The organism is Nakamurella sp., from assembly GCF_044224575.1.
Taxonomy (GTDB): domain Bacteria; phylum Actinomycetota; class Actinomycetes; order Mycobacteriales; family Nakamurellaceae; genus Nakamurella.
On sequence record NZ_JBGAKE010000004.1, the window covers coordinates 169,912 to 183,860 of the forward strand.

Consider the following 13,949-nt stretch of genomic DNA (forward strand, 5'->3'; position numbering starts at 1 on the left):
GATGCGCAAGCCGGTGAAGAACAGCCTCATCGTGGCCGGCGTGGTCTGCCTGCTCGCCGCGGCGGTGACCGCCGGGCTGCTGATCTGGCGTAACCCGTTCGCCGACCACCCCGAATGCACCGTCCCCGGCGTGACGGTCGGCACGGACGCGGCGTCCCCGACGGTCGAACTCACCGTCGCGCAGCTGCAACACGCGTCCACGATCAACGCCGTCGGCGTGTCCCGCGGCATCGCCGAACGCGGCCGGATCATCGCGGTGGCCACCGCCTACCAGGAGTCCACCCTGCGCAACCGGGAGAACGGCGACCGGGACTCGGTGGGCCTGTTCCAGCAGCGCCCGTCCCAGGGCTGGGGCACGAAACAGGAGATCCTGGACCCCATCTACGCCGCCGGCCGGTTCTACGACGCGCTGCTGCAGGTCGACGACTGGCCGGACCTGCCGCTCACCCAGGCCGCGCAGAAGGTCCAGCAGTCGGCGTATCCGGACGCGTATGCCAAGTGGGAGCCGCAGGCGACCACCCTGGTGCGCGCCCTGTCCGGGTCGGCGCCGATCGAGCTCGGGTGCCGGGCCGGCGGCCACCGCCCCACCGCGATTTCCCCGGACCGGCCGGCACCGGCCGGCACCGACGACGCGACCCCCCAGCTGACCGCGGCCCTCGCGGCGGCCGACGCGGAGCTCGGCGGGCTCACCGTGCAGGACGTCACCGACGAGGGGCGTACGGCCACGGTGACCGCCTCGCTCGCCGGGCTGACCCCCGACGCGGCCGGGCGGACCCTGGCGGCCTGGGCGGTCGCGCACGGGACGGGGATGAACATCACGGATGTGGTGGTGGACCAGCAGCTGTGGACCGACCACGAATGGCGAACGGCCGACCAGGCCCTGGGCGCCGGGCTGGCCCGAATCACTGTCGCGCCCTGACCGGCGACGCACGAGCCGGTCGGCGACGCACGAGCCGGTCGGCGACGCACGAGCCGGTCGGCGACGCACGAGCCGGTCGGCGACGCACGAGCCGGTCGGCGACGGACGAGCCGGTCGGCGACGCACGAGCCGGTCGGCGACGCACGAGCCTGATCGTTCAGCGTGGTCACCCCCCGCCGAGCGCGGTCTGCAGCCGATCGACCCACGTTTCCGGCGACCGTAGGTCCGGCCAGGACCAGCGCACCGTCCGCCAGCCGGCCTCGGGCCAGGCCGCCGTGCGGTCGTCGGGATCGGCGTTCGGTGGCGAGTCATGATCGGCGAACTCGCCCAGCACCCGAGCTGCGGCGAACACGAACGCCACCCGACCCAGCGCTCGTCCTCGGGCATCCGTGACCGGCACGCCCAGCTCCGGGGTCGGCAGGCCCCACCGGTGCATCAGCACCCGGCTGAACGACTCGCCGGGGCCGGCGCTGCGCGGGTCGGCGAAGGACACGACCTGCTCCGCCCGGCGGGTGCCCGGGACCCGGTGCAGCCGGGCCAGCTGGCGCGCCAGTGACTCCGGGCTCACCAGGCCGCGGTGCAGGGCGGCGTCCGCGAGCATCACTGCGTGGTCGAACGGCAGCGTCAGCGCGCAGTCGACGACGGTGCGCTCGGGTGTGGTCACCGGCAACCCGCCGAGTTCGACCACCTCGGACGGCTGCAGGGCGGCCTTGTGCAGCCGCACCGCGGCGCCGCGCCGGGACTTGGTCGCGTCCGGCCGGGTGATGTGCATCGGCGGGCTTTCGCTCGGACGCGTCGCACCGGGCGAATCGTCGTCCCCCCGGCGGGGCCGGCCGAGCCAATCGATCTCGTCGTGGCGAGGCCGGCCGAGCCAGCCGATGTCGCTGTGGCAGAACGGGAGCCCGTGCATGACCGCCGCGGACACGTGACTGACGACGGGGCGACCGGCCAGCAGGGGCACCACGACGGTCAGGGTCGCCCGGTGGCGTTCGGCCGGATCCGTCGGCGGGTCGGGTACGGAACGGAGGTAGAGCCCCGGCAGGACGCTGTGCAATTCGCCGCGCTCCCGGGCCCGACGGATCTGGTGATCGGACAACCCTTGGGAGAGCAACTCGGTCCGGCTGATGACGGGATCGTCGGTGCGCTGCGGCATGGTGGCCACGCTGGTCGGCCACGGGTCACCGGACAAGCCGGTTGTCGGCCGATGTGGACGACACGCCGTCCGGGACGGTGAACCGGGCGCGACGGCCGGGTTATCCACACCGCCGGCGAACCCGACTTGACAGCGACGGGTGGCGGTCCGCGGCGAGTCCGGCCGATAGGCTCCCGGCATGACCGCTGTACCGACATCCGCACCCGCCGGCTCCGATTCGGCGTCAGATTCGACCGCCGTCGAGGGCGGCGCGTTCGGCACGGGCCTGGCCTCGGTCACGGCCGACGGCACCGTGCTGGACGTCTGGTACCCCGCGCCGGCCCTGCTGGTGACCGAGCCGGGCGCCCCGGTCACCGCACAGCCCGAGCTCCGGCTGGCCGAGCGCACCGACGACATCCGCGGCGTCGCGCTCCGGGTGGTGCAGACCCGGATCGCCTCCCTGGCCGACGCGCCCACGGACACCGCGGACGCGTACCTGCGGCTGCATCTGCTCTCCGCCCGCCTGGTCCGACCGCGCACCATCAACCTGGACGGCATCTTCGCCGTCCTGCCGAACAACGTCTGGACCTCGCTCGGCCCGGTGCCGCCGGACGATGTCGAGCGGGTGCGACTGCGGGCATTGGAGTCCGGGATCCGGCTCGCGGTGTTCGGGGTGGACAAGTTCCCGCGGATGACCGACTACGTGGTGCCGTCCGGGGTGCGGATCGCCCACGCCGACCGGGTCCGGCTGGGCGCGCACCTGGCCGCCGGCACGACCGTCATGCACGAGGGATTCTGCAACTACAACGCCGGCACCGTCGGCACGTCGATGGTCGAGGGCCGGATCTCGCAGGGCGTCGTCGTCGGTGACGGCAGCGACGTCGGCGGCGGCGCGTCGATCATGGGCACCCTGTCCGGGGGTGGCAAGGAGCAGGTGACGATCGGCGCGCGCTGCCTGCTGGGCGCGAACTCCGGAGTCGGCATCTCGTTGGGGGACGATTGCATCGTCGAAGCCGGGCTGTACCTGACCGCGGGAACCAAGCTCACGCTGATCGCCGACGGCGAGCAGCGGACGGTCAAGGCACGGGAGTTGTCCGGCGCGGCCGGGCTGCTGTTCCGCCGGAACTCGCTGACCGGTGGGGTCGAGGCGGTCCCCCGGGCGGGATCCTGGGGTGGGCTCAACGCCACCCTGCATGCGCAGTAGGACCCGCTTCGTCCGCCGCGATCGGGGTGCCGTCCCAGCGCCGATCCGGCGGGTCCACCCCATCCGACCGGGCCGGTGAGGGATACTCCCGGGGTGCCTCCCCGACCTCGCAGACGCGCAGTGCCGCGGCCGGCCCCGATCGTGCAACAGGACATGTTCACCGACGCCGCGCTGCACACCCGCCCGAAGGAACCGGCCACAGCGCCGCCCCGGAAACGGCCGAGCAAGACCGTCCCGGCCGGCCCCAGCGCCCCGGCCGAGGAGCGGGCCCACCTCGTCGTTGACGACGAGGTGGTGCTCGACCACCAGGCCCTCGCCCCGCCCCGGCCGGCCCCCCGTCGCCCCGGCCTGATTCCCACCGAGATCGCCGACTCGATCGGCCCGGTACTGGGCAAGGCCGTCGCCGACATCAAGGCGCACGAGGACGGCAGCCGGCGCGGCGGCGACATCGAAGACGTGCACAAGATGCGGGTGGCCACCCGCCGGGTGCGGGCCTACCTGAAGGCCGCGCGTCCCGCCCTGGACCGGACGGCCACCGACCGGCTGCGTGGCGACGTCCGCGAACTGGCCGGGACCTTGGGCGTCATCCGCGATCACGACGTGATGATCGACCGGCTGCACCAGGAGGCGGCCGGGCTGGGCGACCCGGACACCGGGGCCCTGGAGCACCTGATCAGCCGGCTGGAGACCGAGCGGGTCGCCGGGCGGGACCGGCTGGTCAGCGAACTCGACGACCCGTCGTACCAGGCGCTGCTGGCCGAACTGGAGGAGGCGGCCGCCCAGCCGCCGGTCGCCGACCCGTGGGCCGACCTGCACGAGTTGGCCGCCGCCGAGTGGCGGACCCTGCGCAAGGCCCGGCGCAAGCTGCACAAGACCTTCGGCGAGAACCCGCCCGACGACGATCTGCACGAGTTGCGCATCTACGGCAAGCGGTCCCGCTATGCTGCCGAGCTACTGCACGAGAAAGGCGACATCGGCTCATTTCTCGAGGCCCTCGCCGGGCTGCAGGAGGTGCTCGGCGACCATCAGGACGCCTGCGTGCTGGAGGATCGGTTGCGGGAGTTGGTGATCGAGGTCGGCGATCCCAAGGCCGGCGTCGCCGCCGGCCGGGTGATCCAGGGGTGCCGGGAGCGCCGGGTGCGGGCTCGCGCGGCCTATCCGGATGCCTGGAAGAAGGCGGAGACGGCCGCCCGCAAGGCCTTTCCGGACTGAACGGCGGTCGTCGCACGGTGCTCGGTGGCCGGGCTCATTCCGGCATCCCGCTCGCGGAATGTCAGCGACGGTCCCCGAGTTCGAGGTCGGGGACCGTTCCTGCTGACTCGGGGTCAGGCGTGGGCGGCGCTCGCCTCGACCGTCCGGCCGGCACCCTGGCGGCCGCCGTTGCCGCCGCCGATGGCCTGATCGCCGGTCTCGCCGTGGCTGATGGTGATCTTTCGCGGCTTGGCCCGCTCCGCCACCGGGATCACCAGCCGCAGCACGCCGCTCCGGTAGCCCGCCTCGATCCGGTCGAGATCCAGATTGTCGCCGAGCACCAGCTGCCGGCTGAACACTCCCCGAGGCCGCTCGGCGGCCAGGAAGCTGGACTTGTCGTCCACCGGCGGCCGTTGCGCCGTCACGGTCAGCACATTGCGTTCGACGTCCAGGTCGACCGACCCCGGGTCCACCCCCGGCAGATCGAATTCGACCACGAACCGATCCCCGTCGCGCCACGCATCCATCAGCATCGCCGACGGGCGGGCATTGGTGCCCAACAACTGCTGGGTGATCCGGTCGAAATCACGGAACGGATCGGTACGCATGAGCATCACGAACCACCTCCCATGGTCTTCCAGTGTGCTCTCTGGTCCGCCAATCTCCCATTGGCGGTACAGATTTCTTATACCACTCAAGCGTCTCGGTCTCAACTGGTATCGAGGGACTCTCGCGCCCGGACGGCGATCCACCGGTGTCACCCGTCGGTCTCCGACGTCGGCCGGCCCGGACATGCGACCGGGGCGGCTGCCGGCCTGACCGGCAGCCGCCCCGCGGGCTGCGTACCCAATAATTCCCGAGCCGTGGATCGGCGTGGTTGCCGTGTGCGCGCGGTTGTCCCCCCTCGTCGGGTGTGACCGCATCATTCGCCCGGCCGAATCCTGCCCGGGTTGGGTCGCAGCGACTCAACTCGGAGTGACGTCAGTACTCAAGACCCCATCGATCACCTCACTCCCAGGACGGGCCGTCGGTCACCCCGCCGGCCAAAGATGAAGACTGCAAAGCGATTCGCCACCTTGACCGAGTGCATCACCCCTTCCTCGAGCAACCGCTGGCCAAGCCCGGCGCGGCGGGGAACGCTGCCGGCGCAGGAATCCGTCGCCACCGCGCCGGTCGGATCGCCTCCCGCGGGACATGACCGGGCCCGCCGGTCGTACGGGCGGCAGATACTCCCGATCCACCGCCACCGAGCATCGCGAGCGCCGCATCGCCGGGACCTCCCCCGGTTCGGACGCGAACTCCCCCGGTTCAGCGCCCAGCCACGCCTCGTCACCGCCGACGAGCGCCCAGAACCGGGCGTCCACCGCATCGGCGTCCAGGGCCGGACCGGACTCCACACACACCATCTCGATCTCACCATCCTGTGCACATCTTCGATCGCTACTCGGATCTGTGTCATCTGGTGTAGATTCGTTATAGCACCGAGGAAACCCCTAAGCAAGAGGTGGCGAGAGTGGCCGGCAACCCAGGTGAACCGATGCCGGTCCCGGCCGCCAGCGACGGAACCACCGGTGTCTACGGCATCACCGTGGCCGCCGAACTGTCCGGGATGAGCGTCCAGGCGCTGCGCCTGTACGAACGCAAGGGTCTCCTGCAACCCGATCGCACGTCGGGTGGCACCCGGCGCTACAGCGACACCGATATCGGCCGGCTCCGCCGTATCAGCGAGCTCATCGACGACGGCATCAACCTGATCGGTATTGCCCGCGTCCTCGGGCTGGAGGCCGACAACAGCGCCATTCGCGACGACAATCACACCCTGCGCGGCGACAACACGGCGCTGCGCGCCCAGAACACCCGGCTGGCCACGGACAATGCGGCGCTCCGCGCATCCGCATCCGCATCCGCACTCGCCCGGCCCGCGCCGCCCGTGCCGGCCGGCTAGGAGCGCCCGTGGTTCCGGCACGGCGGCCGGCCGTCGTCAGCGGCGACCGCGGCGCTCCAACCGCTCGGCGACAGCGGCGACGTGCTCATCCGGGGCGGTCAACGCGATCCGCACGTGATTGAGCCCGGCGTGCCCGTAGACCGTGCCCGGGCCAACCAGGATGCCCCGCTCGGCGAACCAGTCGACCGTCCGCATCGCCGGCTCACCCCGGGTGCACCACAGGTACAGGCCGGCCTCCGACGACACCTGGAAGCCGGCGCCGTCCAACGCGTCGCGCAGGATCTCCCGGCGGCGGCCGTACCGGCTGCGCTGCGCCAGCACATGCGCGTCGTCCTCCAGCGCGGCCTGCGCGGCGAGCTGCACCGGCGTGGGCATCATCGCGCCGAGGTGCCGGCGAGCGGCGATCAGGGACGCGACGATGGTGGGATCACCGGAGACGAAACCGGCCCGGTAGCCGGCCATGTTCGATCGTTTGGACAGCGAATGCACCGCCAGCAGGCCGGTGTGGTCTCCGCCGGACACCTCGGGGTGCAGGATCGACACCGGCGCGGACTCCCAGCCGAGGTCGATGTAGCACTCGTCGGAGGCGACGACGGTGCCGCGGGACCGGGCCCACGACACCACCTTGGCCAGATGCTCGACCGGCAGCACCTTGCCGGTCGGGTTCGATGGGGAGTTCAACCACAGCAGGGCGATCCGGTCCGGGCCGACCGCGGTCAGCGAGTCCGAGCGCAGCACGGTGGCACCGGCCATGATCGCGCCGATCTCGTACGTCGGATACGCGAGTTCGGGGATGACCACGGCGTCGCCCGTGCGCAGGCCCAGCAGGGTGGGCAACGCCGCGACGAACTCCTTCGATCCGATCGTCGGCATCACGTTCGTCGGATCCAGCCCGGCAACGCCGTGCGCCCGTTCCAGCCAATTCGCATAGGCCGCACGTAGGGCCGCGCGGCCGTGCACCGTCGGGTAGCCGGGCGCCTCGGAACCGTCGGCCAGCGCCCGCCGGATGGGCAGCGGCACGCGGTCCACCGGGGTGCCGATGGAGAGGTCGACCATGCCCTGCGGGTGCTGAGCCGCCCGCTGCCGGGCGGGTAGCAGGGAGTCCCAGGGAAATTCGGGCAACCGGTTGACCGCGGCCGGCAACCGGAGCCCGGACGAGGTTGCCGTGGCCGACACCGGCGCCGATCCAGTGGCCGATGCCGACGCCGTCCCGGACGTCGGTGCCGGCGCCCGGTCGTCGGCCATGCTCAGTGGTCCTCGCCCATGGGGGGCAGCGCGGCGACCATCGGGTCGTCCTTGCTGAGCTTCCCGGTCTTGGAGGCGCCGCCCGGGGACCCCAGGTCGTCGAAGAAGTCGACGTTGGCCCGGGTGTAGTCGGCCCACTCGGACGGCACGTCGTCCTCGTAGAAGATCGCCTCCACCGGGCACACGGGCTCGCACGCCCCGCAGTCGACGCACTCGTCGGGGTGGATGTACAGCATCCGGGCGCCTTCGTAGATGCAGTCGACCGGACACTCCTCGACGCAGGCGCGGTCCAGCACGTCGACACAGGGCTCGGCGATTACATAGGTCACTTCGGTTCTCCAGCTCGGTCCGGTGGCGCAGGGGCGGCCGCCGATGGGCACCGTCAAGTATCACCCCCGGCGGGCCGTGCCCTGCACACGGCAGGCCGCGGGCCGGTGCATCAGGTCGATCGGGCGGGCGGTTCGTCCGCTTCGGCGCCGACCGGCGTCGGATCGGGCGTGGCCGGGTCCGCCGCCGCCGGGCGCGACCCCGGCGGCCCGGCCATGCCGTCGGCAGCTGTGCGCGCGTAGCGGGCCTGGGTGCGTTCGGCCCACAGCAGGGTCAGCGTCGCCGCGGCCGCCAACGAACCGAGCCCGAGCAGCACCATCACCCGCCACTGGCCCTGCACGACGCTCAGGGCCTGGCTGAGCATCATCGGATTGCGCTGCAGCACGAGCCACACCGTCACCCCGAACCAGACGGCCACCGGCAACGCCGCGGCCGCCATCGACCCCGTCAACCGGTAGCAGGCCCGCGGCGCCAGGATCATGGCCCCGACGCCGAGCAGCGCACTCACCGGCACCGGCACCGGGCCGACATGCCAGGGCAGATAGGCCACCCCGACCAGTGCCGTGCCCGCGGACAGCAGTGTGACGAACGCCACCAGCAACCAATCGACCGCGCCCGGCCGGACCGGCTCGGCCGGCGTAGCGGCCCCGGCGCCCGCGGGGCCGGCGGCCGGGTCGCCCGAGACCTGCCCACCCCAGCCGGACGGCCCCGCTGATCCAAGTTCCACATCCGCGCCCGATTCGCCCGAATCCATGGGCCTTTGATCAGCGGGGCCCATCGAGCCGATCCAGGTCGAGCCCGGCGAACACGTCACCGACCACCGAACCATCCGCCCCCGCCGGGACCGGCGCCCCCGCCAGCACCCGGAAATACTCGGCCGCCGGCAGCGGCTGGGCGATCCGATTGGACAGCGCCCACAGGTCACCGGCCAGGAGTTCCACCTGGGTGGCATGGGCCGCGAACGCACGACGCCGGGCGGCCGCCACCGGCGCGGTCGGCACCGCGACCGCCACCACCTCGTCGGAGGCCAGGAAGCCGGCCAGGAAGCCCGGCTCGTCGATCGGAGCCGCCGCGTAACCCGGCGGCACCTCGACCTGCGCGAAAGCCGCCCGGGTGATCGACTCCGGTCGCACCACCGCCAGCACCCGCGGGACCCGCCAGCCGGCCGCCGGCCACGCCCCCATGACGACCTGGTGCGCGGCGATGTGGTCAGGGTGCCCGTACCCGCCGTCCGCGTCGTAGGTGAGCACGACGTGCGGCCGGACCCGATCGATCACCTCGGCCAGCGCCGCCACCGCCCGACCGTGCGACGGCCCGCCGCGCTGGGCCCGGATGAACGCCCGCGGATGCTCGGCCGACCGGGTGCCGGCCATCCCGGAGTCCCGGAACGCCCCCAGGCCGCCCAGCATCAGCCGCTCCCCCACCCCCAGCGCCACGCAGGCGGACCGCAGTTCGGTCAGCCGATACCCGCCGAGTTGGTCCGCCCGGGCGGCCACCAGGCCTTGCATCTCCTCGTTGCCGATGACCTCGCCCTCCTCGCCGAGGGTGGCGGTCACCAGCACCACCTGCGCTCCGCCGAGCGCGGCCGTGGCCAGGGTGCCGGCCATCGACAGCGACTCGTCGTCGGGGTGCGCGTGGACGGCGAGCAGGCGGGCGGGCACGGTCCGGAGAATAGGCGGCGGGCCGAGTGGGGTCAGTCCGCGCCCCCGCCGGTCAGCCCGATGTCGGCGGGCGGATCACCCGGCCCGGCGGACCCACTCGCGCTCGCCGCGAACACGGCCTCATCACTGGTCGCCCGGTGCTCCTTGGCGGCCTGCACCTCCCGCTCGACGTCCTCGACCGGAAAATGACACGCCACCGGGTGACCCGCGCCACGGTCGACCAGCGCGGGCGCCTCGGTCGCGCACCTGTCCTGGGCCTTCCAGCATCGGGTCCGGAAGTGACAGCCGGACGGCGGATCGATCGGGCTCGGCACGTCGCCGGTCAGGATGATGCGGTCGTCGGCGGCGTTGATCACGCCGGGATCGGGTTCCGGGGCCGCCGACAGCAACGCCACCGTGTAGGGGTGTTGGGCACGCGCGTAGATGTCGTCCCGGGCGCCGATCTCGACGATCTTGCCTAGATACATCACCGCCACCCGGTCCGAGATGTGCCGGACGACGGACAGATCGTGGGCGATGAACACGTAGGCCAACCCGAGCTGGTCCTGCAGATCCTCCAGCAGATTGACCACACCGGCCTGCACGGAGACGTCCAGAGCGGACACCGGTTCGTCGAGGATGAGCAACCTGGGGTTCAGGGCCAGCGCGCGAGCGATCCCGACCCGCTGCCGCTGGCCACCGGAGAACTCGTGGCCGTACCGGTTGCGGTGCTCCGGGTTGAGTCCGACCAGCCTGAGCAGTTCCTGCACCCGTCCGTCGATCTCCTTCCGCTCGCCGACCTTGTGGATGTGAAACGGCTCGGCGATGATCTCGTTGATCGTCCAGCGGGGGTCCAGCGAGGCATACGGGTCCTGGAACACGATCTGCATGTCCCGCCGAACCGCGCGCAGGTCCGCGGTGGACATCGTGGTGAGTTCGCGACCGTCGAACCGAACCGAACCTGAGGTCGGTTTGTGCAATTGCAGCACCGCGCGGCCCGTGGTCGACTTCCCGCAGCCGGATTCACCGACCAGGCCGAGCGTCTCCCCCTTGGCTACCTGGAACGACACGCCCTCTACCGCGTGCACGTAGCCCTTGACCCGGCCGAACAGGCTGTCGCGCTTGACCGGGAATCGTTTCACGAGGTCGGTCACCGACAGCAGGGGACCGGGCTCGGTCGCTGATTCGGGCTGGGATTCGGTACTCATTCGGTCATCAGCTCCGTCGCCGCATCGGTGTCCGGAAGCGTGTCGTCCACGTCGGTCTCGGCCGCCGCGACGAACATCTGGCGGGGGTCGGACGTGGCGACCTCGTCCCAGTGCTTGCATCGCGCCAGGTGGTTGATCTCGTCGACTTCGACCAGTTCGGGCTCGCCGTCCAGGCAGTCCGCTCGAGCCAACGGGCAGCGCGGACTGAACGGGCAACCGGGCGGCATGTTCACCAGCGACGGCGGTGCACCCTTGATCGGGGTCAACCGGGTGCCCACTGTCTCCGCCCGCGGGATGGAGGACAGCAGGCCGACCGTGTACGGCATCCGCGGGCGGACGAAAACTGAGGACACAGAACCGGACTCGACCATCGTGCCGGCGTACATCACCTGCACCCGGTCGGCGATCCCGGTGACCACGCCGAGGTCGTGGGTGATCATGATGATCGCCGCCGAGAACTCGTCCCGCATCTGGCGAAGGGTGTCCAGCACCTGCGCCTGCACGGTGACGTCCAAGGCCGTGGTCGGCTCGTCGGCGATGATGATCGACGGATCGTTGATCACCGCCATGGCGATCATGGCCCGCTGTCGCATGCCGCCGGAGAATTCGAACGGGTATTGCTTGGCTCGCCGGTCCGGCTGGGGGATCCCGACGATGTCCAGCATCTCGATCGCCCGGCGCCAGGCCTGCTGCTTGTTCACCTTGTGATGGGCCTGGTAGGCCTCGGCGAGCTGCCAGCCGACCGTGTACACCGGATTCAACGACGTCATCGGATCCTGGAAGATCATCGCGATGCCGTTGCCGCGGATCTTGCGCAGTTGCTTGTCCGACATGCCGATCAGCTCGGTGTCGCCGAATTTCACCGACCCGGTGATCTTCGCCGTCTTGGGCAGCAGCCCCATCAGCGCCATGGACGAGACCGACTTGCCCGACCCCGACTCACCCACCACCCCGAGCACCTCACCGGGCCGCAGGTCGAAGGAGATGTGGCGGACGGCGTGCACGGTACCGTCCTCGGTCGGGAAGGCGACCGACAGGTCACGCACCGCCAGCGCAGCGTCGGCCGCCGGCGGCAGCCCATCGGGGGGAAAGACATCCATCGTGACGGTCATCAGGCCCGCACCCGATTCGCCTTGGGATCCAGGGCATCCCGGAGCCCATCGCCCATGAAGTTCACCGACAGACTGATCAGCACGATAAACAGCAGGGTGATCCAGAACAACCAGGCGTTCGACGTCGGAAGGTAGGACTGCGTCTCGTTGATCAACAGACCCAACGACGTGTCCGGTGGGCGAACGCCGAGCCCGATGAACGACAAGGCCGCCTCCAGCAGCACCGCCTGGGCGATCAGCAGGGTGGCGCTGACGATGATCACGTCGGCGCAGTTGGGCACGATGTGCTTGAAGATGATGCGTGGCGTCGACGCCCCCAACGCCTTGGCCGCCTCGACGAACTCCTTCTCCCGCAGGGACAGCACCATGCCTCGAATCACCCGGGTCAGCGTCATCCACAGGGTCAGACCCAGGAAGATCGCCACCATGATCCAGCTGCCCTGGAACTGGACGGCCATCACCCCGACGATCACGATGGCCGGCAGGATGAGCATCAGGTCGACGGCTCGGTTGACCAGCGAGTCGACCGGCCCACCGAGATAGCCGGCGATCGCTCCCAGGGTCACGCCGACCACCGTCACGATCACCGCGACGACGGCTGCGATCAGCAGCGAGAACTGGGTCCCCCTGATGATCAGGGCGAGCATGTCGCGGCCGAGCTGGTCGGTGCCGAAGGGGTGCTGGGCCGACGGGGGTTCAAAGCTGCCGTAGTCCGGATTGATGCCGGCGTGCCAGAAGAGCCCACCGAGAAATGCGAACAGCAGCAAGATCAGAAAGGTGATCGCGCCGATCAGGGCCGTGCGGTGCCGCACGAAACGGCGGGCGACGGTCCTGCCCCGGCTGCGGGCCTGGACGGTGAATTCGCGCTCGGTGCCCTCCGGGGCAACCTGCGTTGCAAGGGTCTCAGTCAAGGCGAATCCTCGGGTCGAGCAGGGTGTAGGCGATATCGGCAATCAAATTGAACAGAATCACGAAAACCGCCACGACCATCATCCAGGCCAGGATCATGTATGGCTCCTTGCGATTGACGTTCTGCACCAGGATGTACCCCATGCCTTGCCACCCGAAGACGGTCTCGGTGATGATCGCACCGGCGAAGACCGCGCCGACCTGCAGCGAACCGACCGTGACCAGGGGGATGAGAGCGTTGCGGAACGCGTGCTTCCAAATCACCCGCTGATTCGTCAGCCCTTTCGCGTAGGCCGTGCGGATGTAGTCGGAGCCGAGCACATCGAGCATCGATGACCGCTGGTACCGCGCGTACAGGGCGAATGAAATGGCCATCAGGGTCAACGTCGGCAGCAGGTAAACCCCGATGTACTGATACGCCTGATTCCAGAACGATCCGGTGAAGCCTCCGGGGGGATACCCGGAGGTCACGAGCCAGCGATCCATGCCGTTGGCCTGCAGGAAGTTGTTGAAATTAATCCCGCCGATCTTCAGCAGAACGGCGACGCAGAACAGCGGCAGGGCGAACATCAGGAACGAGAACGCCGTCAGCACGTAATCGAACCAGCTGTATCGCTTGACCGCGGAGATCACACCGACGACCGCGCCCAGCGCAATCGCCAACAGTTCGGCCCCCAGCACCAGCCGGATGGTGATCCACAGCGAATGCATGACCTTGGGCTCAACCTCTTGGGCGGTCTGTCCCGGGTTGACCGTGGTGCCCCAGTCCCCACCCACGAAACCGGTGAGCCATTGCCAGTATCTGGTGAGCAGGGGCTGGTCCAACCCGGCCCGCTGGTAGGCCGCCGCAATGGCCGCGTCGGCCCCGTTGGGGTTGCGCTGACGCTGGCCCGCCGCCCATTCCGCGATCGGGTCGCCCAACGCCTGCACGAGCAGGAAGCACAGGAAGGACGCGACCACCAGCAGCACAATTGAAATCAGGAAGCGCCGCAAGACGAAGCGGGCCATCTCCACCAGCTCCTCGGTTGAGCACGAGGTTCAACGGTCGGCGACCGTCCGACGATCGGCGACGCCTGTCAATGAGTGTCCGCCTTCGTGGCGGGATGGGCACCCCGAC

14 protein-coding genes are annotated in these 13,949 nt (G+C 70.4%); 4 read left to right on the top strand and 10 right to left on the bottom strand.

The window, feature by feature from the left end; all coding sequences use genetic code 11:
* Position 1: 1 nt before the first annotated feature.
* Positions 2-919, top strand: a complete 918-nt coding sequence (locus ACILSK_RS06430; RefSeq protein WP_395726309.1) for a heavy metal transporter — start codon at positions 2-4, stop codon at positions 917-919.
* A 166-nt stretch (positions 920-1,085) separates the two neighbouring features.
* On the opposite strand, the gene ACILSK_RS06435 is transcribed toward ACILSK_RS06430, so the two are convergent.
* Entirely contained in the window at positions 1,086-2,072 is a 987-nt protein-coding gene (locus tag ACILSK_RS06435; protein ID WP_395726310.1) for a hypothetical protein, read from the bottom strand.
* 178 nt (positions 2,073-2,250) lie between these two features.
* Here ACILSK_RS06435 and dapD point away from each other — a divergent pair, with 178 nt between their 5' ends.
* Positions 2,251-3,255 (top strand): 2,3,4,5-tetrahydropyridine-2,6-dicarboxylate N-succinyltransferase, encoded by a 1,005-nt coding sequence (dapD, locus tag ACILSK_RS06440; RefSeq protein ID WP_395726311.1) that lies wholly within the window; start codon positions 2,251-2,253, stop codon positions 3,253-3,255.
* Positions 3,256-3,408: 153 nt separating this feature from the next.
* Entirely contained in the window at positions 3,409-4,467 is a 1,059-nt protein-coding gene (locus ACILSK_RS06445) for a CHAD domain-containing protein (protein WP_395726312.1), read from the top strand.
* A gap of 113 nt (positions 4,468-4,580) precedes the next feature.
* Here the strand turns inward: ACILSK_RS06445 and ACILSK_RS06450 are convergent, their stop codons facing one another.
* Positions 4,581-5,060, bottom strand: a complete 480-nt coding sequence (locus ACILSK_RS06450; protein ID WP_395726313.1) for an Hsp20/alpha crystallin family protein — start codon at positions 5,058-5,060, stop codon at positions 4,581-4,583.
* A gap of 923 nt (positions 5,061-5,983) precedes the next feature.
* On the opposite strand from ACILSK_RS06450, the gene ACILSK_RS06455 reads away from it, so the two are divergent.
* Positions 5,984-6,391, top strand: a complete 408-nt coding sequence (locus ACILSK_RS06455; RefSeq protein ID WP_395726314.1) for a helix-turn-helix transcriptional regulator — start codon at positions 5,984-5,986, stop codon at positions 6,389-6,391.
* Between the two features lie 36 nt (positions 6,392-6,427).
* Here ACILSK_RS06455 and dapC read toward each other — a convergent pair whose 3' ends face one another.
* The 8 genes from dapC to ACILSK_RS06495 form a co-directional block, all read right to left on the bottom strand.
* Positions 6,428-7,636 (bottom strand): succinyldiaminopimelate transaminase, encoded by a 1,209-nt coding sequence (gene dapC / locus ACILSK_RS06460; protein WP_395726315.1) that lies wholly within the window; start codon positions 7,634-7,636, stop codon positions 6,428-6,430.
* 2 nt (positions 7,637-7,638) lie between these two features.
* Positions 7,639-7,965, bottom strand: a complete 327-nt coding sequence (gene fdxA, locus ACILSK_RS06465) for a ferredoxin (RefSeq protein WP_395726316.1) — start codon at positions 7,963-7,965, stop codon at positions 7,639-7,641.
* 110 nt (positions 7,966-8,075) lie between these two features.
* Positions 8,076-8,717: a hypothetical protein gene (locus ACILSK_RS06470; protein ID WP_395726317.1), complete on the bottom strand. Its 642-nt coding sequence runs from the start codon at positions 8,715-8,717 to the stop codon at positions 8,076-8,078.
* Between the two features lie 10 nt (positions 8,718-8,727).
* The gene (gene mshB / locus ACILSK_RS06475) at positions 8,728-9,624 is read right to left on the bottom strand and encodes an N-acetyl-1-D-myo-inositol-2-amino-2-deoxy-alpha-D-glucopyranoside deacetylase (protein WP_395726318.1); all 897 of its coding nucleotides are present in this window, start codon (positions 9,622-9,624) and stop codon (positions 8,728-8,730) included.
* Positions 9,625-9,656: 32 nt separating this feature from the next.
* Complete coding sequence (locus tag ACILSK_RS06480) at positions 9,657-10,811, bottom strand: ABC transporter ATP-binding protein (RefSeq protein WP_395726319.1); 1,155 nt, start codon at positions 10,809-10,811, stop codon at positions 9,657-9,659.
* Positions 10,808-11,923, bottom strand: a complete 1,116-nt coding sequence (locus ACILSK_RS06485) for an ABC transporter ATP-binding protein (RefSeq protein WP_395726320.1) — start codon at positions 11,921-11,923, stop codon at positions 10,808-10,810. The genes ACILSK_RS06480 and ACILSK_RS06485 overlap by 4 nt, the downstream gene beginning before the upstream one ends.
* Complete coding sequence (locus ACILSK_RS06490) at positions 11,923-12,834, bottom strand: ABC transporter permease (RefSeq protein WP_395726321.1); 912 nt, start codon at positions 12,832-12,834, stop codon at positions 11,923-11,925. Before ACILSK_RS06490 ends, ACILSK_RS06485 begins: the two co-directional genes overlap by 1 nt.
* Positions 12,827-13,840, bottom strand: coding sequence for an ABC transporter permease (locus ACILSK_RS06495; RefSeq protein ID WP_395726322.1), 1,014 nt, complete (start codon positions 13,838-13,840; stop codon positions 12,827-12,829). Before ACILSK_RS06495 ends, ACILSK_RS06490 begins: the two co-directional genes overlap by 8 nt.
* Positions 13,841-13,949 lie beyond the last annotated feature (109 nt).

What these genes read in the sequence shown, in the direction of transcription:
- ACILSK_RS06430 (WP_395726309.1), top strand. Translation starts at nt 2, where the DNA reads ATGCGCAAGCCGGTGAAGAACAGCCTCATCGTGGCCGGCGTGGTCTGC.
- ACILSK_RS06435 (WP_395726310.1), bottom strand. Translation starts at nt 2,072, where the DNA reads ATGCCGCAGCGCACCGACGATCCCGTCATCAGCCGGACCGAGTTGCTC.
- dapD (WP_395726311.1), top strand. Translation starts at nt 2,251, where the DNA reads ATGACCGCTGTACCGACATCCGCACCCGCCGGCTCCGATTCGGCGTCA.
- ACILSK_RS06445 (WP_395726312.1), top strand. Translation starts at nt 3,409, where the DNA reads ATGTTCACCGACGCCGCGCTGCACACCCGCCCGAAGGAACCGGCCACA.
- ACILSK_RS06450 (WP_395726313.1), bottom strand. Translation starts at nt 5,060, where the DNA reads ATGCTCATGCGTACCGATCCGTTCCGTGATTTCGACCGGATCACCCAG.
- ACILSK_RS06455 (WP_395726314.1), top strand. Translation starts at nt 5,984, where the DNA reads ATGCCGGTCCCGGCCGCCAGCGACGGAACCACCGGTGTCTACGGCATC.
- dapC (WP_395726315.1), bottom strand. Translation starts at nt 7,636, where the DNA reads ATGGCCGACGACCGGGCGCCGGCACCGACGTCCGGGACGGCGTCGGCA.
- ACILSK_RS06470 (WP_395726317.1), bottom strand. Translation starts at nt 8,717, where the DNA reads ATGGATTCGGGCGAATCGGGCGCGGATGTGGAACTTGGATCAGCGGGG.
- ACILSK_RS06480 (WP_395726319.1), bottom strand. Translation starts at nt 10,811, where the DNA reads ATGAGTACCGAATCCCAGCCCGAATCAGCGACCGAGCCCGGTCCCCTG.
- ACILSK_RS06485 (WP_395726320.1), bottom strand. Translation starts at nt 11,923, where the DNA reads ATGACCGTCACGATGGATGTCTTTCCCCCCGATGGGCTGCCGCCGGCG.
- ACILSK_RS06495 (WP_395726322.1), bottom strand. Translation starts at nt 13,840, where the DNA reads ATGGCCCGCTTCGTCTTGCGGCGCTTCCTGATTTCAATTGTGCTGCTG.